Source organism: Thauera sp. 63 (assembly GCF_000310165.2).
In the GTDB taxonomy this organism is placed as follows: Bacteria; Pseudomonadota; Gammaproteobacteria; order Burkholderiales; family Rhodocyclaceae; genus Thauera; species Thauera humireducens.
Window position 1 is genome coordinate 27,905 of sequence record NZ_AMXC01000020.1, and the last position, 22,533, is coordinate 50,437.

The 22,533-nt window shown below is 67.7% G+C and carries 20 protein-coding genes; 9 read left to right on the plus strand and 11 right to left on the minus strand.

The window, feature by feature from the left end; genetic code table 11:
- The first annotated feature begins 162 nt into the window (after positions 1-162).
- A complete protein-coding gene (locus tag C664_RS14790) occupies positions 163-1,029 on the plus strand; it encodes a toll/interleukin-1 receptor domain-containing protein (RefSeq protein ID WP_004262977.1) in 867 nt (288 codons plus the stop codon).
- A complete protein-coding gene (locus tag C664_RS14795) occupies positions 1,026-2,270 on the plus strand; it encodes an OmpA family protein (RefSeq protein WP_004262980.1) in 1,245 nt (414 codons plus the stop codon). The genes C664_RS14790 and C664_RS14795 overlap by 4 nt, the downstream gene beginning before the upstream one ends.
- A 113-nt stretch (positions 2,271-2,383) precedes the next feature.
- Here the strand turns inward: C664_RS14795 and fba are convergent, their stop codons facing one another.
- The 3 genes from fba to pyk form a co-directional block, all read right to left on the minus strand.
- Positions 2,384-3,448: a class II fructose-bisphosphate aldolase gene (fba, locus tag C664_RS14800; RefSeq protein WP_004262984.1), complete on the minus strand. Its 1,065-nt coding sequence runs from the start codon at positions 3,446-3,448 to the stop codon at positions 2,384-2,386.
- A 201-nt stretch (positions 3,449-3,649) separates the two neighbouring features.
- Positions 3,650-4,675, minus strand: a complete 1,026-nt coding sequence (locus C664_RS14805) for a peptidoglycan-binding protein (RefSeq protein ID WP_004262986.1) — start codon at positions 4,673-4,675, stop codon at positions 3,650-3,652.
- A gap of 78 nt (positions 4,676-4,753) precedes the next feature.
- Positions 4,754-6,214, minus strand: a complete 1,461-nt coding sequence (gene pyk / locus C664_RS14810) for a pyruvate kinase (protein ID WP_004262989.1) — start codon at positions 6,212-6,214, stop codon at positions 4,754-4,756.
- Positions 6,215-6,410: 196 nt separating this feature from the next.
- On the opposite strand from pyk, the gene C664_RS14815 reads away from it, so the two are divergent.
- A complete protein-coding gene (locus tag C664_RS14815; protein ID WP_004262991.1) occupies positions 6,411-6,809 on the plus strand; it encodes a hypothetical protein in 399 nt (132 codons plus the stop codon).
- Between the two features lie 67 nt (positions 6,810-6,876).
- On the opposite strand, the gene C664_RS14820 is transcribed toward C664_RS14815, so the two are convergent.
- The 5 genes from C664_RS14820 to C664_RS14840 all read right to left on the minus strand — a co-directional run bounded on the left by C664_RS14820 (position 6,877) and on the right by C664_RS14840 (position 13,213).
- A complete protein-coding gene (locus C664_RS14820) occupies positions 6,877-8,061 on the minus strand; it encodes a phosphoglycerate kinase (protein ID WP_004262992.1) in 1,185 nt (394 codons plus the stop codon).
- Positions 8,062-8,128: 67 nt separating this feature from the next.
- A complete protein-coding gene (gene gap / locus C664_RS14825) occupies positions 8,129-9,157 on the minus strand; it encodes a type I glyceraldehyde-3-phosphate dehydrogenase (RefSeq protein WP_004262994.1) in 1,029 nt (342 codons plus the stop codon).
- 136 nt (positions 9,158-9,293) lie between these two features.
- Positions 9,294-11,309, minus strand: coding sequence for a transketolase (gene tkt, locus C664_RS14830; RefSeq protein WP_004262997.1), 2,016 nt, complete (start codon positions 11,307-11,309; stop codon positions 9,294-9,296).
- A gap of 126 nt (positions 11,310-11,435) precedes the next feature.
- Complete coding sequence (locus C664_RS14835; RefSeq protein WP_004262999.1) at positions 11,436-12,311, minus strand: phosphoribulokinase; 876 nt, start codon at positions 12,309-12,311, stop codon at positions 11,436-11,438.
- 92 nt (positions 12,312-12,403) lie between these two features.
- Positions 12,404-13,213 (minus strand): inositol monophosphatase family protein, encoded by an 810-nt coding sequence (locus tag C664_RS14840; RefSeq protein WP_004263001.1) that lies wholly within the window; start codon positions 13,211-13,213, stop codon positions 12,404-12,406.
- A gap of 50 nt (positions 13,214-13,263) precedes the next feature.
- On the opposite strand from C664_RS14840, the gene C664_RS14845 reads away from it, so the two are divergent.
- The 5 genes from C664_RS14845 to C664_RS14865 all read left to right on the plus strand — a co-directional run bounded on the left by C664_RS14845 (position 13,264) and on the right by C664_RS14865 (position 18,743).
- Positions 13,264-13,986 (plus strand): 16S rRNA (uracil(1498)-N(3))-methyltransferase, encoded by a 723-nt coding sequence (locus C664_RS14845; RefSeq protein ID WP_004263003.1) that lies wholly within the window; start codon positions 13,264-13,266, stop codon positions 13,984-13,986.
- A gap of 52 nt (positions 13,987-14,038) precedes the next feature.
- Positions 14,039-15,523: a polyphosphate:AMP phosphotransferase gene (pap, locus tag C664_RS14850; RefSeq protein ID WP_004263005.1), complete on the plus strand. Its 1,485-nt coding sequence runs from the start codon at positions 14,039-14,041 to the stop codon at positions 15,521-15,523.
- A gap of 171 nt (positions 15,524-15,694) precedes the next feature.
- A complete protein-coding gene (gene argA / locus C664_RS14855) occupies positions 15,695-17,029 on the plus strand; it encodes an amino-acid N-acetyltransferase (protein ID WP_004263007.1) in 1,335 nt (444 codons plus the stop codon).
- Entirely contained in the window at positions 17,026-18,468 is a 1,443-nt protein-coding gene (locus C664_RS14860; RefSeq protein ID WP_004263008.1) for a sensor domain-containing diguanylate cyclase, read from the plus strand. Before argA ends, C664_RS14860 begins: the two co-directional genes overlap by 4 nt.
- A 2-nt stretch (positions 18,469-18,470) precedes the next feature.
- On the plus strand, positions 18,471-18,743 hold the full coding sequence (locus C664_RS14865; protein ID WP_004263011.1) for an oxidative damage protection protein: 273 nt from the start codon (positions 18,471-18,473) through the stop codon (positions 18,741-18,743).
- A gap of 111 nt (positions 18,744-18,854) precedes the next feature.
- Here the strand turns inward: C664_RS14865 and phoU are convergent, their stop codons facing one another.
- From phoU to moeA, 3 genes are all read right to left on the minus strand, one after another.
- Positions 18,855-19,550: a phosphate signaling complex protein PhoU gene (gene phoU, locus C664_RS14870; protein ID WP_004263012.1), complete on the minus strand. Its 696-nt coding sequence runs from the start codon at positions 19,548-19,550 to the stop codon at positions 18,855-18,857.
- A 96-nt stretch (positions 19,551-19,646) separates the two neighbouring features.
- Positions 19,647-20,309, minus strand: a complete 663-nt coding sequence (gene rpiA, locus C664_RS14875) for a ribose-5-phosphate isomerase RpiA (RefSeq protein WP_004263015.1) — start codon at positions 20,307-20,309, stop codon at positions 19,647-19,649.
- 16 nt (positions 20,310-20,325) lie between these two features.
- Positions 20,326-21,576 carry a molybdopterin molybdotransferase MoeA gene (gene moeA, locus C664_RS14880; protein ID WP_004263019.1) on the minus strand — a complete coding sequence of 417 codons (1,251 nt, stop codon included), beginning with the start codon at positions 21,574-21,576 and terminating at the stop codon, positions 20,326-20,328.
- A 129-nt stretch (positions 21,577-21,705) separates the two neighbouring features.
- Here moeA and C664_RS14885 point away from each other — a divergent pair, with 129 nt between their 5' ends.
- On the plus strand, positions 21,706-22,515 hold the full coding sequence (locus tag C664_RS14885; protein WP_004263022.1) for a ferritin-like domain-containing protein: 810 nt from the start codon (positions 21,706-21,708) through the stop codon (positions 22,513-22,515).
- Positions 22,516-22,533 lie beyond the last annotated feature (18 nt).

Below are 22,533 nucleotides of genomic sequence, written 5' to 3' on the forward strand. Positions count from 1 at the left end.
GCCCCGCCCGAAGCGTCGGCGGTGGGCGGGCAATCCCCGGTCGGTGCCCGGGTGCCCGGTGCTGATCCGGGCGAGCGAGTAGGGGGCCTGCAATCGCATTGACAGCGCAATGGGCGTCTGCCACAACGCAATCAGGGTTCCCGTTCGCTTGCGGGAGGCGCGATGCAGGCAGATGTCTTTCTCAGCTATGCCGAAGAGGATCGCGCACGCGCTGGCGCCGTTTCGAACGCGCTCGAAGCCTTGGGGTGGAGCGTGTGGTGGGATCGCGAGATTGCACCGGGCAGCACGTGGCGCGAGACCATCGAGCGTGCGATCGAAGGTACGCGGTGCATGGTCGTGCTGTGGTCGGAAAGCTCGATCGTCAGCCGTTGGGTGCATGAGGAGGCGGAGGAGGGGCTGGCGCGCGCCCGGCTCGTCCCGGTATTGATCGAGCCGGTGCGGCCACCGATGGGGTTTCGCAGTGTTCAGGTGTGTGACCTGAGCGGCTGGGAAGGCGACCCCAAGGCCGCCGACTTCGTGTCCCTGACGAGGGCCATTTCCGCGCTCGCGGGGCCGCCGCAAAGAGGGGCTGCGTCACCCGACGCGTCACCACTGCTGCCCGAGCCGCCGCGGCCTGGGCTCGAGCGGTACGCGTGGGGAGCCGGTATCGTCCTGGCGGCATTGGCCCTCGTGCTTGCTGGCCTGTGGTGGTCGGTGAATACGCAGCCGACAGCGGTGCCGGCGTCGATGCCGGTCGACGCTTCCCCGCGCGATCATGCGCCGGCGCCCGGCGATGGCCGGGCGTCCGTGCCGTCGCCCGTACCGCCGGAGGCCGCGCTGCCGCTGCCGGACCCAGGCCCGTCTTCGGTCCCCCGTGTGGATGTGCAGGGGGCAACGGCGCGCACGCCGTCGGCGTCGCCGGATATCGCACCGAAGGCGGAGACGCGGGTGAGCCGCTCGACGCTGTCGGCGCGCTGTGCGTCGGTGCTCGAGCGCATGCAGCTCGGTGAGCCGGTATCCGACGCCGAACGCAAGGAGTGCACGCGATGAAGCGCAAGACCATTCCGATTCTCGCCCTCGCGATAGGGCTCGCCAGCAGCGCCTGTACCAACATGTCGCCCCTGTTCGGCGGCTCGACCACTGCACCCGCACCCTCGGCACCTGCGCCGGCCGCCGCGCCCGCTCCGCCGCCGATCCTGCCATTCGATGACGCGGTGCTCGCTGCCGCCAACGACGTGTTCGCCCGCGCCAGCGTACCCGCGGGCACGGAGCGCGTCGCGCTGGTGATCGATCCGCTGGTCGATGGCATGGCCGGCGAGCAGACCGCCGCCACTCGGGCGATGGGTGAGCGTATCGCCGAGCTGGCGCGCAGCCGCTATCCACACTTCGAGATCCTGCCGTTCGACAGTGCCAGCCTTCGTCGCGCGCCCTGGGTGCTGGTGGGCACCTTCACGCCCGTCAGTGCAGAGGGGCGCACCGAAGGCAGCCGGGCCGCGTATCGGATCTGTCTCGCGCTGGCCGACCTGGGGAGCGGCAGGATCGTCAGCAAAGGGCTGGCACGTTCTCAGCTGGAGGGCGTGGATGGCACGCCGCTGCCGTCCTTTCGCGACAGTCCGGCGTGGGTGCGGGATCCGCGTGTCGAGGCCTACATCCGCACCTGCCAGGGGACCAAGGCCGGCGACCCGATCCAGCCCGCCTATCTTGACGGAATTCTGACCGCGAGCCTGATCAGCCAGGCGGTCGAGGCCTACAACGCTGGCCGGTATCGAGAAGCCCTCGAACGTTACGAGGCGGCAGAGGCCACGCCGGCAGGGCGGCAGTTGCGGGTGCTGAATGGGCTCTATCTGGCGAACACCCGCCTGGGGCATGCCGAAGCCGCAGGCCGGGCCTTCGGCCGCCTCGTGGATTTCGGACTCGAGCAGCAGCGCCTGGCGGTGAAGTTCCTTTTCCGTCCCGGAAGCACCGGCTTCGTTGCTGAACGCAGGTTGTCGGGCGCCTATCCGATGTGGCTCGCCGAGATCGCGCGCGGTGCTGCGGCGCGAGAGGCCTGTCTCGAAGTGGCAGGGCATGCCAGTCGCAGCGGACCCGAGCCGCTGAACGAACGGCTCTCGCTCCTGCGTGCCGAAGCCGTGCGCGGACTGCTGGTCGCCAACGATGCACGGCTGACGACGCGCACGATCGCGGCCGGCTATGGGTCGCGTGAGGCGATGGTCGGCACCGGTCGCGACGACGCCAGCGATGCGATGGATCGCCGCGTGGAGTTCCGCGTGGTCAACTGCGCGCCGGCCTGAGGCTTGAACCGGGTAGCCGCCCCGGCGGGAGTCGCCGGGGCTGCGCGGAGGTTCGTGCAAAAGAAAACGCGCCACGTGGGCGCGTTTCGAACTGCCTGGGAAGCCGCGAAGACTCAGCGCACGATCTGCGTGAGGTCGCCGGCCTTGTAGCGTGCGGCCATCTTCTCGAGCGAGACCGGCTTGATCTTGCTGGCCATGCCGGCGCAGCCGAAGGCTTCGAAGCGGGCCCTGCACACCAGCTTGGCGGCTTCGCGCGCAGGCTTGTTGAACTCGCGTGGGTCGAACTTGGAGGGGTTCTCGGCGAGGAACTTGCGCACCGCGCCGGTCATCGCCAGGCGGATGTCGGTGTCGATGTTGATCTTGCGCACGCCGTACTTGATGCCCTGCACGATCTCCTCGACCGGAACGCCGTAGGTTTCCTTCATGTCGCCGCCGTACTGGCGGATGATCTCGAGCAGTTCCTGCGGCACCGAGCTGGAGCCGTGCATCACCAGGTGGGTGTTGGGGATGCGGGCGTGGATCTGCTTGATGCGCTCGATGGCGAGAATGTCGCCGGTAGGCTTGCGGCTGAACTTGTAGGCGCCGTGGCTGGTGCCGATGGCGATTGCCAGCGCGTCGCAGTCGGTCTGCTTGACGAAGTCGGCCGCCTGGTCGGGGTCGGTCAGCATCTGGCTGTGGTCGAGCGTGCCCTCGGCGCCGACTCCGTCTTCCTCGCCGGCCTGGCCGGTCTCGAGCGAGCCGAGGCAGCCGAGCTCGCCTTCGACGCTGACGCCGATGGCGTGCGAGAACTTCACCACCTCGCGGGTGACGGCGACGTTGTATTCGTAGGAGGAGGGCGTCTTGCCGTCTTCCAGCAGCGAGCCGTCCATCATCACGCTGGAGAAGCCCGAGCGGATCGCGCCCATGCAGATCGCCGGGCTCTGGCCGTGGTCCTGGTGCATGACGATGGGGATGTTCGGATAGGCCTCGACGGCGGCGTCGATCAGGTGGCGCAGGAAGGCTTCGCCCGCGTATTTGCGCGCGCCGGCCGAGGCCTGCATGATCACCGGGCTGTCGCACTCCGCCGCCGCTTCCATGATGGCCTGGACCTGTTCGAGGTTGTTCACGTTGAACGCGGGCAGGCCATAGCTGTGTTCGGCAGCGTGGTCGAGCAGCTGGCGCATGGAAACGAGGGGCATGTAGGTTCTCCTGATGACTGGGCGAGAAGGGCGGGCCATTGCAGGACCGCGCTGTGTGTTCGGTTAGCTTCGCATTCTAATACGAGCCGAGTCGATGCGTTGGGCGTCGCAGGGCGTGCGCACCCCTCCGGCAGCCGCACGCCGGTAAACGAGAACGGCCCGGGCGGACCCGGGCCGTTTCTCTCGCTGGCGCGTGCCGTATCAGCGCTGCAGCTCGGCCTGCGTGGTGGCGTCGAGCCGGCCGGTGACCGGGATGCCACGATCGGCCTGGAAGTCGCGCAGGGCGGCCTGGGTCTTTGCGCCCATCTTGCCGTCGGGCGTACCGACGTCGAACCCGAGTTCGTTCAGGCGAGACTGGGCATCGCGCAGGCTGATCTTGCCGCCGCTGTAGCCGGCGGGCTGGGAGGCGCCATCGACGCCGAGACGACCGCCGGTGCCGAGGCCGCGGTCACCCATGCCCTGGGCGGTGTAGTTGCGCAGCGCGCGCACCAGCTGGTTGTAGGAGTCCATGAAGGCGCCGGCGATGACCTTGCCCTGGGGCGTGTTGGTGTAGCCGCCCAGTCCGCCGACCGCGCCGCCGCCGCCCAGCAGGCCGCCCAGTCCGAAGTCGGTGTTCTTGGAGCTGCCTTCCGCGACGCCGACCTGGACGCCCGAGCGGTTGTCGACCAGCGTCAGCAGCGTGGCGGCTTCATTGGTCTTGATGCTGCCGACGATGGCGCCCACCAGCCCGCCGCCCACGGCGCCGGCTGCGGCACCCAGGCCGCCCGTGCCGCGTTCGCTGAACAGCACTTCAGGCGTCAGCGAGTAGTCCGCGCTGACCATCTGGCCCTTGCCGAAGTTGCTGCCGGCACGCAGCTCGCCACTCTGCTGCAGCGCGCGCTCCTGCGCCATGTTGGCCATTGCACGACCGCGATCGACGACGATGAAGCAGTTCGACTGCTGCATCAGCAGGCGCAGCACCGGCACCGTGGAGGTCAGGCGGTACTGGCCGGACAGGATGCGATACCAGTCGGCGTTCTGGTCCTCGACCACCGCGATGGTGCCGAACGGGCGGTCGCAGCGCTCGAGTTCGGTGTTCGCGTTCTCGGCGTTGGCGCCACCGGCGGCACCGGTCGCGACGGTCTTCGCACCGGCGTCGCCGCTGCGGACCGGCATGGAGCCGACGCAACCCGCGAGCGTGGTGGTGAGCGCCGCGAGCGCAAGGAATTTGAGCTTGTTGTTTTTCATCGAAGAACCCCGTGCCGGTGTATCTGTAGAAAGGAACGGGGATCTTAACAAAATGAAACGGCGTTATGCCACCGAGGTCTAGAAGTCGGATGCGCCGAGGCCGCCTGGCGCCTGATGGTCGCCGACGCGCACGATCTTGAGCGTGTTGGTGCCACCCGAGGCGCCGATCGGCTCGCCGATGGTCAGCACGATGAGGTCGCCGTACTCCACCACGCCCTGTTCGAGCAGGATCTGCTCGGCTTCCCACAGCAGCACGTCGCGATCCTGGTGGGTCTGGCTCATCAGCAGCGGATAGACCTCGCGGTACAGCGTCATCTGGTTGCGGGCACGGACCTCGGGGGTGAGCGCGTAGATCGGCACGCCGCAGTTCAGGCGGCTCATCCACAGCGCGGTCGAGCCGGTCTGGGTCAGCGAGGCGATGGCCTTGACGTTGAGGTGGTAGGCGGTCCACATCGCCGCCATCGCGATCGACTGGTCGATGCGGGTGAAGACGCGGTTCAGCACTTCGCGGTCGAGCGTGACCTCGTTGGATTTCTCGGCCTCCAGGCAGACGCGGCTCATGGCCTCGACGACCTCGACCGGGAACTTGCCGGATGCGGTTTCCGCCGAAAGCATCACCGCGTCGGTGCCGTCGAGTACCGCGTTCGCCACGTCCGACACTTCGGCGCGGGTCGGTACCGGGCTGGTGATCATCGATTCCATCATCTGCGTGGCGGTGATGGTGAGCTTGTTGCGGTCGCGGGCGGCGCGCAGCATCTTCTTCTGCAGCGCCGGCACGGCGGCGTCACCCACTTCGACGGCGAGGTCGCCGCGTGCCACCATGATGCCGTCGGAGGCATCGAGGATCTCCTCGAGGTTGGCGACGGCCTCGGTGCGTTCGATCTTGGCGATCAGCAGCGCGTCGCCACCACCGGCGGCGCGCATCAGCTGGCGCGCCATGTACATGTCGGCCGCGCTCTTGGGGAAGGACACGGCGACGAAATCGACGCCGATCTGTGCGGCGGTGCGGATGTCGTCCATGTCCTTGGCCGTGAGCGCCGGCGCGGTGAGCCCGCCGCCCTGGCGGTTGATGCCCTTGTTGTTGGACAGCTCGCCGCCGACCTTCACCACGGTGTGGATCTCATGGCCGATCACCTTCTGGACCGTCAGCTTGAGGCGGCCATCGTCGAGCAGCAGCACGTCGCCGGGCTTCACGTCCTTGGGCAGGTCCTTGTAGTCGAGGCCGACACGCTGCGTATTGCCCATCTCGCAGCGGGCGTCGAGGATGAAGGGCTCGTCGCGGTCGAGCGTAATGCGGCCATCGACGAACTTGCCGATGCGGATCTTCGGGCCCTGCAGGTCGGCGAGGATGCCGACCGGACGGCCGACCAGGGCCGAGGCCTCGCGGATGGCCTCGGCGCGCGCGACGTGGTCCTCGGCCTTGCCGTGGGAGAAGTTCATGCGCACGACGTCGACGCCCGCCTGCACCATGCGTTCGAGCACCTGCGGGTCTGAGGAGGCGGGGCCGAGGGTGGCGACGATCTTGGTATGGCGCGACATGAGGTCTCCCGAAAGCGTGTTCTTTTGAGCGAGGCGGGGCGTGGAATGTGTTGCGCAGCCCCTCTGCACATTCTAAACCGGGCTTCCGCGCCTACGTGTCGATGCGGCGGTGCAGTGTTCGGATGCGCGTCGCGCGATGAAATGGAAAAGTCATGCGGCTGTACTAGACTGACGGATAAACAAGAGGGGTAGGCTCATGGACCTGACAGTCGTTCTCGGCATCGTGATCGCGGCGTTGTTCGTCACCGGATGGACGACCTTGCGCCGCCGGCCACAGCCCATGCCCGCGCAGACCGACATACCGGCCCATCCCTACCATTGCGTTGCGGTCGAGGCGCGCGGCGGCGGCTGCGAGGCCGTGCGTCGGATGGCGGGCAAACGCTTCCTGGCCGCCCACGCCCCGCAGCTGCCCCTGTCGGGCTGCAATCAGACCAGTTGCGAATGCATCTACCTGCACTACGAGGATCGCCGCCACCACAATCGCCGCGACCCCTACATTCATGCCCGGCGGGCGCCGATCACCGAGCTTTCGCAGGACCGGCGCGTGACGAGCGGTCGGCGCAAGACCGACCTGCTGGCCCAGCCGGTGCTCTAGCTGTCCCTGAATGGACAAAGGCCACCCTGCGGGGTGGCCTTTGCTTTTGCCCGCGTGCGGAGACGAATCAGGCGGTGAAGCGTTCTTCCAGTGCTGCGATCGCAGGCAGGGTCTTGCCTTCGAGGAACTCGAGGAAGGCGCCGCCGCCAGTCGAGATGTAGCCCACGTCCTCGGCGATGTGGAACTTGGCGATGGCCGCCAGGGTGTCGCCACCGCCGGCGATCGAGAAGGCTTCGGAGTGGGCGATGGCCGAGGCCATCATCTTGGTGCCGCCGGCGAACTGGGGCAGTTCGAACACGCCGACAGGGCCGTTCCAGACGACGGTGCCGGCGTTGGCGATGATCTCCGACAGTTTGGCCGCCGTCTTCGGGCCGACGTCGAGAATGCGGTCGTGCGGGCCGACCTCGTCCACCGAGATGCGGTTGGCGCGTGCCAGCGCGGAGACCTCGTCGGCGACCACCACATCGACCGGGAGCGGCACTTCGGCGCCGCGCGCCTTCATCATGTCGATGATGGCCTGGGCTTCCTTGACCAGCTCGGGTTCGGCCAGGGATTCGCCGATGCGCTTGCCCGAGGCGAGCAGGAAAGTGTTGGCGATGCCACCGCCGACGATGAGCTGGTCGACCTTGTCGGCCAGCGACTTCAGGATGGTCAGCTTGGACGACACCTTCGAGCCGCCGACGATGGCGACCAGCGGACGCTTCGGATCATGCAGCGCCTTCGACAGGGCGTCGATTTCCGCGCCCATCAGCATGCCGGCACAGGCCGCCGGGGCGAAGCGGGCGATGCCATGGGTGGTGGCTTCGGCGCGGTGGGCGGTGCCGAAGGCGTCGTTGACATAGATGTCGCACAGGGCGGCCATCTTCCTTGCCAGCGCTTCGTTGTTCTTCTTCTCGCCAACGTTGCAGCGGCAGTTCTCGAGCAGGACGACCTCGCCCGGCTTGACCTCGAAGCCGCCGTCGACCCAGTCGGCGATCAGGCGCACCGGACGGTGCAGCAGCTGGCCCATGCGCACGGCGACCGGCGCCAGGGTGTCGTCGGGGCCGACCGTGCCTTCGGTTGGACGACCGAGGTGGGAGGTGATCATCACCGCGGCGCCGTTGTCGAGGCAGTACTGGATCGACGGGATCGAGGCACGGATACGGGTGTCCTCGGTGATGTTGCCGGCGTCGTCCTGCGGCACGTTGAGGTCGGCGCGAATGAACACCTTCTTGCCGCGGACGTCGATTTCGTTGAGCTTCTTGACTTGCATGATCGTGTCGGTCTCGTGAAAACGCCCTGCGGGGCAGGGCGTCGATGAATTGCGATGGCCGCCGGGCTTACTTGGCGTTGGCGAAGGCGCGGGCAGCGTCGAGCATGCGGCAGGAATAGCCCCACTCGTTGTCGTACCAGGCCAGCACCTTGACCAGCACCGAGCCGTCTTCGCCCTTGATGACGCGGGTCTGGGTGGCGTCGAAGGTGGAGGACACGGTGGTGTGGTTGAAGTCGGAGGACACCAGCGGCTCGGTGTTGACCGCGAGGATGCCCTTCAGCGGGCCGTTGGCCGCGGCGGTCATCAGTTCGTTGATCTCTTCCTTGGTGGTGGCGCGCTCAGCGGTGAAGGTGAGGTCGACCAGCGAGACGTTGATGGTGGGCACGCGCAGCGCAAAGCCGTCGACCTTGCCGACGAGTTGCGGCAGCACCAGGCCGACGGCCTTGGCGGCGCCGGTCTTGGTCGGGATGATGTTGGCAGCGGCGGCGCGGGCGCGGCGCAGGTCCTTGTGGCGCACGTCCACCGTGACCTGGTCGTTGGTGTAGGCGTGGATGGTGGTCATCAGGCCCTGCTTGATGCCCACGCTGTCGGCCAGGATCTTGGCGACCGGGGCCAGGCAGTTGGTGGTGCACGAGGCGTTGGAGACGACGGTCATGTCGCCACGCAGCACCTCTTCGTTCACGCCCATGACGATGGTGGTGTCGACGTCGTCACCGCCCGGGGCGGAGATCAGCACGCGCTTGGCGCCCATGTCGAGCAGGGCCTGGGCCTTGGCCTTGGTGGTGTAGGCGCCGGTGCACTCGAGCAGCACATCCACGCCGTGGCTACCCCAGTTGACGCCCTTGGGGTCCTTGGTGGAGTAGAAGGGGATCTTCTTGCCGTCGATGATGATGACGTTCTCGCCCTCGGTCTCGACCGAGGTCGCGAAGCGGCCGTGGGTGGTGTCGTACTTGAGCAGGTGGGCGTTGGTGGCCAGATCGCCGGAGGCGTTGATGGCGACCACTTCGAACTCGTTCTGCAGGCCCTGCTCGTAGATGGCGCGCAGCGTGCAGCGACCGATACGACCGAAACCGTTGATGGCGACCTTGATGCTCATCGATGCTTCTCCCTGAAATAACGTCGTAAAACTGAATGTTTGTCCTTGCCGATGTCCTGCCGGCGCGTGCCGGCCCGAGCCCCGATGTGCAACGGGAGCAGTCCGATTCCGGAGCCGCTCCCGCGTCAGGTTCTCGTCAGAGCACCGATTTCACTGCCTGCACCACCGCATCCGCAGTGATGCCGAAATACTTGAACAGCTCGCCCGCCGGCGCCGACTCGCCGAAGCGGTCGATGCCGATCACGCGGCCTTCGAGGCCGACGTACTTGTACCAGCCGTCGGTGCAGCCGGCCTCGACCGCGACGCGCGGCAGGCCGGCGGGCAGCACGCTCGCCTTGTAGGCGGCGTCCTGGCGGTCGAAGACGTTGGTCGAGGGCATGGACACCACGCGCACTGCGACACCTTGCTCGGCCAGCGTCTTCTGCGCGGCGATGGCAAGCGCGACCTCGGAGCCGGTGGCGATGATCACCGCCTGCGGCTTGCCGCCGGCAGCTTCCGACAGCACGTAGCCGCCCTTGCGGATCGTGGCGACCTGTTCCGCCGTGCGGGCCTGGAAGGGCAGGTTCTGGCGCGAGAAGCACATGCTCGTCGGGCCGTCACGGCGCTCGATCGCGCTCACCCAGGCCACGGCGGATTCGGTGGTGTCGCAGGGGCGCCACACGTCCATGTTGGGGATCAGGCGCAGCGTGGCGGTCTGCTCCACCGGTTGGTGGGTGGGGCCGTCCTCGCCGAGGCCGATCGAGTCGTGGGTGAACACGAAGATCTGGCGCACCTTCATCAGCGCGGCCATGCGCAGGGCGTTGCGCGCGTACTCGCTGAACATCAGGAAGGTGGCGGTGTAGGGGATCAGGCCGCCGTGCAGGCTGATGCCGTTGGCGATCGCCGCCATGCCGAACTCGCGCACGCCGTAATAGACGTAGTTGCCGCCGCTGCTCTTGCTGACGCCCTTGGCGCCCGACCACAGCGTGAGGTTGGAGCCGGCGAGGTCGGCCGAGCCGCCGAGCAGCTCGGGCAGCTTGGGCGCGTAGGCTTCGATGCTGTTCTGGCTGGCCTTGCGGGTGGCGATGGTCTCGGCCTTGTCGGTGACCTTGGCGAGCACCGCTGCGACGTGGGCGTCCCAGTCGGCGGGCAGCTCGCCGGCCATGCGGCGCTCGAACTCGGCGGCGAGCTCGGGGTGGGCGGCGCGGTAGGCGGCGAAGGCAGCGTTCCACTCGGCCTCGCGTTCGGCGCCCTTGGCGCGCGCATCCCACGCCGCATAGACGTCGGCCGGGATCTCGAAGGGCGGGTGGTTCCAGCCGATGTGGGCGCGTGCGGCCTCGATCTCGGCGGCGCCGAGCGGGGCGCCATGCACGTCGTGGCTGTCCTGCTTGTTGGGGGCGCCGGCGCCGATGATGGTCTTGCAGCAGATCAGCGTGGGCTGGGCGGTGTTGGCCTTGGCCTGCTGGATGGCGGCTTCGATGGCGACCGGGTCATGACCCTGAACGTCGCGGACGACCTGCCAGCCGTAGGCTTCGAACCTTTTCGGGGTGTCGTCGGTGAACCAGCCGTCGACGTGGCCGTCGATGGAGATGTTGTTGTCGTCGTAGAACGCGACCAGCTTGCCCAGGCCCCAGGTGCCGGCGAGCGAGCAGGCTTCGTGCGAGATGCCTTCCATCAGGCAGCCGTCGCCGAGGAAGACGTAGGTGTGGTGGTTGACCACTTCATGGCCGGGACGGTTGAACTCGGCGGCGAGGATCTTCTCGGCCAGCGCCATGCCCACGGCGTTGGTGATGCCCTGGCCGAGCGGGCCGGTGGTGGTCTCGACGCCGGGCGCGTAGCCGTATTCGGGGTGGCCCGGGGTCTTGCTGTGCAGCTGGCGGAAGCGCTTGAGTTCCTCGATCGGCAGGTCGTAGCCGGTCAGGTGCAGCAGCGCGTAGATCAGCATCGAGCCGTGGCCGTTGGACAGCACGAAGCGGTCGCGGTCGGCCCACTTGGGGTTGGCCGGGTTGTGCTTGAGGTGGTGGCGCCACAGCACTTCCGCGATCTCGGCCATGCCCATCGGCGCGCCGGGGTGGCCGGAATTGGCCTGTTGCACGGCGTCCATCGCCAGGGCGCGGATCGCGCCGGTGATGGGGTTGAAGACCGGGGCTTTGACGTTGCGGGTCGACTGCATGCTGTTCTCGGGCCGGAGGCCACCATCGGAAAAGCCGCAATTATCCCTTAAAAGTTCCCGGCGATGCCAATGCTGCAATGCGACATCTGTACGGGCGACGGATGGTCAGGTGAGCGTGTCGGGCGATCAAACCCACTGCCGCCGGCGCTCCATCAGCTTCCAGATCAGCGGGGTGAGGATCAACTGCATCGCCAGGTCGAGCTTGCCGCCTGGAATCACGATGGTGTTGGCGCGGCTCATGAAGGCGTCGTGGATCATGCGCAGCAGGTAGGGGAAATCCACGCCGCGCGGGTCCTTGAAGCGGATCACGACCATCGACTCGTCCTGCGTCGGCACGTCGCGCGCGATGAAGGGGTTCGACGTATCGACCACCGGCACGCGCTGGAAGTTGATGTGGGTGCGCGCGAACTGGGGCACGATGTAATGCACGTAGTCGTGCATGCGGCGCAGGATGGTGTCCTGCACGGCCTCGGGCGAATAGCCGCGGATCTTGGTGTCGCGGTGCAGTTTCTGGATCCACTCGAGGTTGATGGTGGGCACGACCCCGATGAGCAGGTCGACATGGCGTGCCACATCCACGGTGTCGGTGACGACTGCCCCGTGCAGGCCTTCGTAGAACAGGCAGTCCGTACCGACGGGCAGGTCTTCCCATTCGGTGAAGGTGCCCATCGGCAGGTTCCAGCGCATGGCCTGCGCCTCGTTGTGGATATAGTGCCGGCGGCGGCCGGTTGCCGCTTCGCCGTAGGCCCGGAACAGGCTTTCCAGGTCGGAGAAGAGATTGGCCTCGGGGCCGAAGTGGCTGATGCCGCGTTGCCCGAGACGCTCGGCCTCCTCGATCAGCAACTGCATCTCCGCCCGCGTGTGGCGGTGGAAGCTGTCGCCTTCGACGATGGCCGCATTCACGTGCTCACGGTGGAAGATCGCCTCGAAGGTGTGTTTGACCGTGGTCGTGCCTGCGCCGGATGAGCCGGTGACGGCGATGATCGGGTGCTTCATGGACATGGTGGTCTCCGCGCTGGGCGAACGGTATCGTCACACGAGTATATTGCGCTGCAGCAAATTGCGGTGAGATTCGTTTACACGCGCTGCGGGGCTCAGGAGCGCGCCTTGACCCACGCCGACCATTCGGCGAACAGGCCCGGGTTGGCGGCGGCGATCACGCCGCGCTTGACCGCGGGCCCCGACATCAGCGAGCCGCCGCCCAGGGCTTCTGCCTGGCCGCCGGCCTCGGCCAGGATCAGGCGGCCGGCGGCGTAGTCCCACAGCATCTGCCCGCCGTGCAGGTAGACATCGAGCCGGCCTGCCGCGACGAAGCACCATTCGAGTGCGCTGGAGCCGAAGTTGCGCTGCGAGTAGTACGGAGGACGCACCGCCAGTTCGTCGCCGAGGTGGTGGCTGATGCGCTTGAAATCGACGCCCGCCACCGCGTCGGCCAGCCGGGCCGCACCCTGGCGCAAGGGCAGCTCCGTACCGTTGAGGTAGGCGCCGGCGCCGCGCGCAGCGTAGAAGGACTCGTCGGTGATCGGGTTGTATACGACGCCCAGCACCGGCTCGCGCTCGATCAGGTAGGCGATGGACACAGCGAACAGCGGGATGCCGTTGGCGAAGTTGGTCGTGCCGTCGATCGGGTCGATACACCACATGCCGCGCCCGCCCTCGTTCCACAGGTGGGCCTGCTCGGTGGCGGTCATCTCCTCGCCCAGCACGGCCCCCGGAAGGAACTGCGGCAGAACCTCGGTGAAACGTCGCTGCGACTCGACGTCGGCCTCGGTGAACAGCGAGCCGTCGGGCTTGCGGTTGCGTGCCGATTTCAGGTAGCGGGGCAGGATTTCCGCGCGCGCGATGTCGCGCACCATCGATTCGAGTGCGCGTGCACGGGCGAGGCGTTGGGCTGCGGTGGGCATGTGGGCTCCTTGCCGGTCGGGCGCGGGGATGCGGAGCCTATAATCTTACGATGATTTCTCGATTCCATTTTCCGGGGCATCTGCCCGAGTCCGGCGAGGTCGCGCTGCCCGAAGGGCTCGCGCACCATGCCTTGCGCGTGCTGCGCCTGCGCGATGGCGAGCCGATGGTGCTGTTCGACGGCCAGGGGGGCGAGGTCGATGCCCGGCTGGTGGTGCGCGGCAAGGCTGGGTTCGCGCAGCTGGGCGAGCGGCGGACGCTCGACCGCGAGTCGCCGTTGCAGGTGGTGCTGGTGCAGGCGCTGGCTTCGGGCGACAAGATGGACTGGGTGGTGCAGAAGGCGGTCGAACTGGGCGTCATGGCGATCCAGCCGGTGCAGGCGGAGCGATCGGTGTTGCGATTGTCCGGCGAGCGTGCCGACAAGCGGCTTGCGCACTGGCAGCAGGTGGCGGTCTCGGCCTGCGAGCAGAGCGGGCGCAACCGCATCCCGCAGGTCCATCCCTTGCAGCCGCTGGTGCCGTGGCTCGCTGCGGTGCGTGGCGAGCGTGGCTACGTGCTGGCGCCCGGTGGTGGAACCGGCTTCGGCGGTGAGGCGCGGCCCGAGGGCGCGGTGCATGTCCTGATCGGCCCCGAGGGCGGCTGGACCGAGGCCGAACTGGCGGCCTGCGACGCCGCCGGTTTCCGGCGCGTGACGCTCGGGCCGCGGGTCTTCAGGACCGAGACGGCAGGGCTGGCCGCGCTGGCCGTGCTGCAGGCGCAGTGGGGCGATTTCTGATCCGGTGCCATGTGGGTGCCGGCTGCTGGACGACAACCGACGAGGGGCATCGATGTTCGAATCCGCGGAACTCGGTCACCGGACTACGAAAGAAGAATTCGACGCGATCGTGCCGCGGCTGCGCGCCGATCTGCTCGACGCCCAGTTCGATCTGCTGCAACTGAAGCAGTTTGCCGTCGTCGTGCTGATCAACGGCGTGGATGGGGCGGGCAAGGGCGAGACGGCCAACCTGCTCAACGAGTGGATGGACCCGCGCCACATCCAGGCCTGGGCTTTCGACACGCCCACGCCGGAGGAAGCCGAACATCCCTTCATGTGGCGCTTCTGGCGCGCGCTGCCGCCGCACGGCAAGATCGGCGTGCTGTTCAACAACTGGTACACCCAGCCCATCCGCGACCGCGTCGATCGCGTGTGCAAGCGTGCCGAACTCGATCAGCGCCTGGACGAGATCCGTCGCTTCGAGGCGATGCTCGCGCACGAGGGCGTGCTGCTGATCAAGTTCTGGTTTCATCTCTCCAAGGACGCGCAGAAAAAGCGACTGAAAGAGCTGGAGAAGGATGAGCGCACGCGCTGGCGCGTCACCGAGCGCGACTGGCGCTTCTACGAGCTGTACGACCGCTACCGCGAGGTGGCCGGGCACGTGCTGCGCACGACGAGCACGGGCGATGCGCCCTGGCTGATCGTCGATGGTTCGGACCCCAACTACCGCGCGCTGTTCGTCGCGCGCACGCTGCTGTCGGCGCTGCGCCACCGGCTCGACGCGGCCTCCCAGAACTGGAAGCCGCGCCTGTCGGCGGCGCCGCTCGCGCCGCGGGTGGACCAGCGCAACTTGGTCGACAGCCTCGTGCGCCAGGACATGGGGCGCAAGGAGTACGAGCGCGAGCTCGAACTGCTGCAGGGCCGGCTTGCGCTGCTGACGCGCGAGGACGCCTTCCGCCGGCACTCGCTGGTCCTGGTGTTCGAAGGCATGGATGCGGCCGGCAAGGGCGGTGCGATCCGCCGCGTCGCCGGCGCGCTCGACATCCGCCAGTACCGCATCATTCCGATCGCCGCACCGACCGAGGAGGAGCGCGTGCAGCCCTACCTGTGGCGCTTCTGGCGCCATGTGCCGCCGCGCGGCAAGGTCGTGATGTTCGATCGCTCGTGGTACGGCCGCGTGCTGGTCGAGCGTGTCGAGGGTTTCTGCTCCGAGGCCGACTGGATGCGCGCCTATGCCGAGATCAACGACTTCGAGGACCAGTTGACCGCAGCCGGCGCGGTGGTGGTGAAGTTCTGGCTGGCGATCAGCAAGGATGAGCAGCTCGAGCGCTTCAAGGAGCGTGAGGCCGAACCGCACAAGCGCTTCAAGATCACGCCCGAGGACTGGCGCAACCGCGACAGATGGGACGACTACACGCGGGCGGTGTGCGACATGGTCGATCGTACCAGCACCGGCACCGTGCCCTGGACGCTGGTCGAGGCCGACGACAAGCACTTCGCGCGTATCAAGGTGTTGCGCACGATCTGCGAGCGGCTCGAGGCGGTGCTTGCGCAATGATGGGGGCGATCAGGTCGTGCTCGCCGAGACCGTGTTGATGAGGCCGCGGCGCAGGGCTGTGGCATCCGTTAGAATTCCGTCATTCGAAATCCTGCCGCTCGTGTTGGCCCCCGTGGCCGTCCGGCCGGCTCCTGTCGCGGTGAATGCGTGAACGCTGAATCGAAACCCGCCATGCCGGCCGTGCCGGCGACCGAGGATCCCACCTCGCAGTTCGTCGCCTGGGTGCGCGGCGCGGCCCCCTACATCCACGCCTTTCGCGGCAAGACCTTCGTCGTCGGCTTCGGCGGCGAGGTGGCGGCGGGCGAGCGCGCTCAAAGCCTGGCCTACGACTGCAATCTGCTCGCGGCGCTGGGCATCCGCCTGGTGCTGGTGCATGGGGCGCGGCCGCAGATCGACGTCGAGTTGGCGCGGCGCGGGCTGGAGCCGCGTTTCCACCACGGATTGCGCGTGACCGATGCCGAGGCGCTGGAGTGCGTCAAATCCGCCATGGCGGTGACGCGTTTCGAGGTCGAGGCGCTGCTGTCGCAGGGCCTGCCGAACACGCCGATGGCCGGTAGCTACATGCGCGTCACCGGCGGCAACTTCATCACTGCGCGTCCCTTCGGCGTGGTTGATGGGGTCGACTACCAGTTCACCGGCGCTGTGCGCAAGATCATCGCCGAGGAGATCAACGCCGACCTCGACCAGCAGAACGTGGTGCTGATCACGCCGCTCGGCGTCTCGCCAGCGGGCGAGATCTTCAATCTCGCGATGGAGGAGGTGGCCGAGGCGGTCGCGGTGGCGCTGAAGGCCGAAAAGCTCATCTACCTGTGCGATGCGCCCGGCCTGCTCGACGCCGAGGGCCAGCTCGTCGAGTCGGTCACGGCCGACGAGGCGCAGTCCAAGATCGAGACCGGCGAAGGGCTGACCGAGGACCTTCATCTCTTCCTGCCCTGTGCGATCCGCGCGGTGCGGCGTGGCGTGGCGCGCTGCCACCTGATCGACCGTGACAAGGACGGCGGCCTGCTGCTCGAGTTCTTCACCCATGCCGGCGTCGGGACGGTGGTGTCGCGCGACCCGCTGTTCCGCCTGCGCGAGGCGACGGTCGATGACGTGGCCGCGCTGGTCTCGCTCATCTCGCCGATGGAGGCGGACGGTACGCTCGTGCGTCGCGGGCGCGAGCTGCTCGAACAGGAGATCGAGCGCTTCACCGTGGTCGAGCACGATGGCGTGCTGGTGGGTTGCGCGGCGCTGTATCCGTTCTCGGAAGACAACGCGGCCGAGCTCGCCTGCCTTGCGGTGACGCCGGAGTACCGCCGGGCGGGCCTCGGCGACCAGCTGCTCAAGCGCATCGAGCGTCGTGCCCGTGTTCAGCGCCTCGAGCGTCTGTTCGTGCTCACGACGCGCACCGCGCACTGGTTCCGCGAGCGCGGCTTCAACGAGATCGGTCCCGAGGCCTTGCCGCGTCAGAAGCGGGAGCTTTACAACTTCCAGCGGCGCTCCAAAGTCTTCGTGAAGTCCCTATGATCCTGTGGCCCAAGCGCGCTGCGTCAGACGAGGCGGTCAACGCCCAGGACGATTACTGTCGCCAGGTGGCCGAGGGTGTGCACGGTGTCGAGGCGCTGTTCGACGAGCAGCTTCGGCTGTTGTGGATCAGCCCTTCGATCGAGCGGGTCACCGGTTATGCGCCTGCTGACTGTCTCGTCGCGCAGGATCTGTTCGCGCTGATCGTCCACGAGTCCGACCGTGCGCACTGCACGCGGGCCGTGGCGCAGCTTGCCGCAGATGGCCTGCCGCAGGATTTCGAGTTGCGGTTCGTGCGGCGTGACGGCGAAACGGCCTGGGTCGCGTCGCACTGGCGGCGCGTGGACAGCGGCGGCCACTGGCGTTTGCGTCTTTCGGCAGAGGACATCCAGGCACGCAAGCAGACGGAATACAAGCTGCTGGAGACCGTCACCGAACTACGCCGCGCGCAGGCGCTGCGCGAACACTACCTGCTGCGCAGCAACGACGAGCGCCAGCGCCTGGCCGCGTTGCTCAACCTGATCCGGCTCGGCATCCTCTTCATGGATCAGGACAAGCGCGTGCTGTATTACAACCGCGCCATGCTCGAGATCTGGGGCTATCCGCCGGATGCCCACCTGATCGGCACGCGCGAAAGCGTGGTGCAGGAGACGGTGAGGCCGCAGCTTGCCGATCCGGATGCCTATTTCGCCCACGTCGCGGAAGTGGTCGAGCGGCGCCAGGGCGTCAGCGACGCATTCGAGTTCCGCCTCGTCGACGGGCGCATCGTCACCGATCGCTCGGCGGTGGTCGAGGGATCGGTCGAGGGGCATGGCATCGGGCGCGTGTGGATCTACGAGGACGTCACCGAGGCGCGCCGCATCTCGGCGCGACTGGTCGAGATGGCCGAGCGCGATCCGCTCACCAACCTGTACAACCGCCGTCGTTTCCACGAGGAACTCGAGCGGACGCTGGCCGATGCGAGCCGGCGCGGGCACGCGGTGGGCCTGCTCGGCATCGATCTCGATGGTTTCAAGCCGATCAACGATGCCTTCGGACACCAGGCCGGCGACGAGGTGCTGGTGCGACTTGCCGAGCGCGTCAGCCGCATCGTGCGCCGGCACGAGATGTTCTTCCGCATCGGTGGCGACGAGTTCGCGATGCTGGTGCCCGATGCCCAGACCGAGGAGCTGGCCGAGCTGGCGGGCCGGTTGCGCGAGACGGTCGCCGGACTGCGCTTCTGTTTCGAGGGCAAGGACGCGGGTGTGACGGCGAGCATCGGCATCGCCGTTTTCCCCGATAACGGGCTCGATGCCGAGGCACTGATCGCGGCTGCGGACGAGGCCATGTACCGCTCGAAGTCCGAGGGGCGCGATCGCTGGACGCTGTCCGCGAGGACGGCGGGTGAATCCGCTAGAATGCCGGCTTCGAGCTCCGATGAACCCGATAGCAGAGAGGAATGAACATGGCTCGCATGGTTAACTGCGTGAAACTCGGTCGCGAGGCGGAAGGCCTGGATCTTCCCCCGGTGCCGGGCGCGCTCGGCAAGCGCATCTTCGACAATGTGTCGAAGGAGGCGTGGCAGCAATGGGTCAAGTACCAGACCATGCTGATCAACGAGAACCGCCTGAACCTGATGGACGCGCGTGCGCGCAAGTACCTGGCGGAGCAGATGGAGAAGCACTTCTTCGAAGGCGGCGCCGACCAGATCAGCGGCTACGTTCCGCCCGCGCAGTAAGGCGTGGGCGGCGGGCGATGTCCGTCGCGTGCGCTGCAAAGCAAAAGAGGGATGGCTGAGCCATCCCTCTTTTGCTGTCTGCGGCCATAAGTCGGGCGGTTGCTGTGCGCGTCAGCTCTTGTCGCCGAGGCGGGCTTCGGCCTTCGCGTAGCGCACGTCCTCGCCCTCCACGAGGAAGACAACGTACTCGGCGATATTCATCGCGTGGTCGCCGACGCGTTCGATCGCCTTGGCGGCGAACAGCAGCTCGAGGCTGTTGGTGATGGTGCGCGGGTCTTCCATCATGTAGGTGATCAGCTGGCGCATGGTCGCCTTGAAGTTCGCGTCCACTTCGGCATCCTGGCGTTTGATGCGCGGGGCGACGCTGGCGTCGGCACGGGCGAAGGCGTCAAGCGACGAGTGCAGCATCGACAGTGCGAGCTGGGCGGCATGCGACAGGTCGACGCGCGGCGTGAAGGCGACTTCGCTCGAATGAAGGCGCTTTGCGGCCTTGGCGATCTTCTTGGCTTCGTCGCCGATGCGTTCGAGGTCGCCAACCGACTTGATGACGGTCATCACCAGGCGCAGGTCGACCGCGGCCGGCTGGCGCTTGGCGATGATGTGGTTGCACTCGACGTCGAGTTCCTTCTGCATCAGATTGACGCGCTGGTCCTCGTCGATGATCTGGTCGAGCAGGGCGAGGTCGCCGGTGCGCAGGCCTTCCAGCGCGTTCTTGACCTGTGATTCGACCAGTCCGCCCATCTGCAGCACGCCGCTGCGGATTTCTTCCAGTTCGACGTTGAACTGCTTGTAGGTGTGTTGCGTCATCTTCGCCGTGATCCGTTCGAGAGAAGCATGGAGGCTAGCAGCACAAGGTTAAGGTTTTGTTGCAAGTCATCCCGCTGAAACCTCTGCGGCACCGGGTCAGGGGCGCTGCAGCCGTTCCACGCCGTGGCTGCCGGCGAGCAGCAGCAGGTCGGCGCCGCGCTCGGCGAAGAGGCCGTTGGTGACGACGCCGACGATCTGGTTGACGCGGGTCTCGGTGCCGACGGGGTCGCTGATCGCCAGTCCGTGCACGTCCAGGATCAGGTTGCCGTTGTCGGTGACGAAGCCTTCGCGCAGCCGCGGTTCGCCGCCGAGGCGGGCGAGTTCGCGGGCGACGTGGCTGCGTGCCATCGGGATGACTTCGACCGGAAGCGGGAAGCGGCCCAGGGTGAGGACCCGCTTGCTGGCGTCGCAGATGCAGATGAAGCGCTTCGACACCGCGGCGACGATCTTCTCGCGCGTCAGCGCGCCGCCGCCGCCCTTGATCATCGCAAAACTGCCGTCGATCTCGTCTGCGCCGTCGACATACACCGGGATGCTGTCGATGTCGTTGAGATCGAACACCTGGATGCCGTGTGCGGCGAGGCGCTTCGAGCTCGCCTCGGAGCTGGAGACGGCGCCGCGGATGCGGTCGCGCATCCCGGCCAGGCCGTCGATGAAATGATTGACGGTCGAGCCGGTACCGACGCCGACGATGCTGCCGTCCTCGATGTAGTCGAGGGCGGCGAGGGCGGCGGCTTTCTTGAGTTCGTCCTGGGTCATGTGTGTTTCCCGGTTCTCAGACCAGGCCATTGAAAGGTTGTACGAAAACAGCGTCGCCGGGCTGCACCGCGGTGCAGTCCTCCGGCAGCACGATGAAACAGTCGGCTTCGGACATCGAGCGCAACACGCCCGAACCCTGCGCGCCGGCGATGGCGACCGAGAGCTCGGCGCCGTCGCGCTGCAGGCGTCCGCGCAGGTACTCGACGCGGCCGGGTTGCTTGCGCAGGGCGAAGTCGGCGCGGACCGCGAAGCGTTCGGCCGGCGGCAGCGGGGTCACGCCCATCAGCGTCAGCAGCGCGTCCTGCACGAACTGGTAGAAGGTCACCAGCACCGCGACCGGGTTGCCGGGCAGGCCGAACAGCGTGGCCTTGCCGATACGGCCGAAGGCCATCGGCCGGCCGGGCTTGATCGCGAGCTTCCAGAACGAGACTTCGCCCATGCGCGCCATCATCTCGCGGATGAAATCGGCCTCGCCGACCGATACGCCGCCACTGGTGATGATGACGTCGGCTGCCAGCGAGGCGTCGCGGAAGGCAGCCTCGAGCGCGGCCGGCTCGTCGGGGATGACGCCCATGTCGAGCAGTTCGCAGCCCAGGCGCGAGAGCGCACCGAACAGCGTGTAGCGGTTGCTGTCGTAGACCTCGCCCGGCGCCAGCGGCCGGCCGATGGATGCGATCTCGTCGCCGGTGGAGAAGAAGGCCACGCGCAGGCGGCGCTGCACGACGACCTCGGCGATGCCGAGCGAGGCGATCAGGCCGAGTTCCGCCGGGCCGCAGAGCGTGCCGGCCGCCAGGGCGATGCTGCCTTCGGCGAGATCCTCGCCGGCATGGCGAAGGTTCTGGCCCCGCTTCTGGCCGGTGGGAACGAAGACGCGGTCGTGTTCGCGGCGGGCGACTTCCTGCACGACGATGGTGTCCGCGCCCTGCGGGATCGCGGCGCCGGTCATGATGCGCACGGCCTGGCCGGGCCCGACGATGCCCGAGAACGGGCGTCCGGCGAAGGCGGTGCCAACCACCGCAAGCGCAGTTTCCGCGTCGGACGCGAGGTCGGCGGCGCGCACGGCGTAGCCGTCCATCGCGGAATTGTCATGCGCCGGCACGTTGTAGGGCGCGATCACGTCGCGCGCCAGCACGCGGCCGAGCGCAGCGCGTACCGCGACACGCTCCCAGCCGTCGATCGGCGACAGGGCATCGAGGATCAGGCTGCGTGCATCGGCGACACTCAGGAAATTGCGTCCCGCGTCGCCGCCAGAAGTGGACTGAGTCATCTGCGTGGGTCCGGGAGGGGCGACCCGGCTGGGTCGCGACGGCCGCCATTTTCCCACATTGGCGGCCCGGGTGTGGATGCATGGCGACGATGGCGCCGCCGGGGCGGGCTTTTGCTAGACTCCGCGCCCATGCAAGCCTCGGTACATGATGCGGCGCTGGCCGCCCTGATGATCAGCGACCCCCGGCAGAAATGCGCGTCGACAACTGCGCTGCGCGCGGACTGGTTGGCGGGAACGCGGGTCGTGACGCGCGCGGCCGACATCGTCGAGCCGCTGCGCGAGCCGGGGCGTCCGGCGCGGCCCGAACTCGTTTCGCCGGCACAGTTGGCGGGGCGCCGCCCCGGGAGCCGCGAAGGCCATGCTGCGCTGCTGCACGCAATTGCGCACATCGAGTTCAACGCGATCAACCTCGCGCTCGACTGCGTGCATCGCTTCCGCGGCCAGCCGGCCGCCTTCCACGACGACTGGCTCAAGGTCGCGGCCGAGGAGGCCGATCACTTCGGGCTGGTGGTGGCGCGCCTGCAGGCGCTGGGCTTCGATTACGGCGATTTTCCCGCGCACGACGGCCTGTGGGACATGGCCTGCCGCACGGCGCACGACCTGCTCGCGCGCATGGCGCTGGTGCCACGGGTGCTGGAGGCGCGCGGGCTGGATGCGACGCCGCCGATCATGAAGAAGCTGAAGGCGATCGGCGATACGGAGAGCGTCGCCGTGCTGGAGATCATCCTGCGCGACGAGATCGGCCACGTCGCCATCGGCGACCGCTGGTTTCGCCAGCAGTGCGCTGCGCGCGGGCTGGAGCCGGAGGCGACCTACCTGCAACTGATCGACGACTTCCGCGCACCGCGGCCGCAGCCGCCGCTCCACATCGAGGCGCGGCGGGCGGCGGGATTCAGCGCGGCGGAACTGGAGAGGCTGTCCCGTCCGCGCAAGGGATGAGGCAGGGCCTGGCGCGGC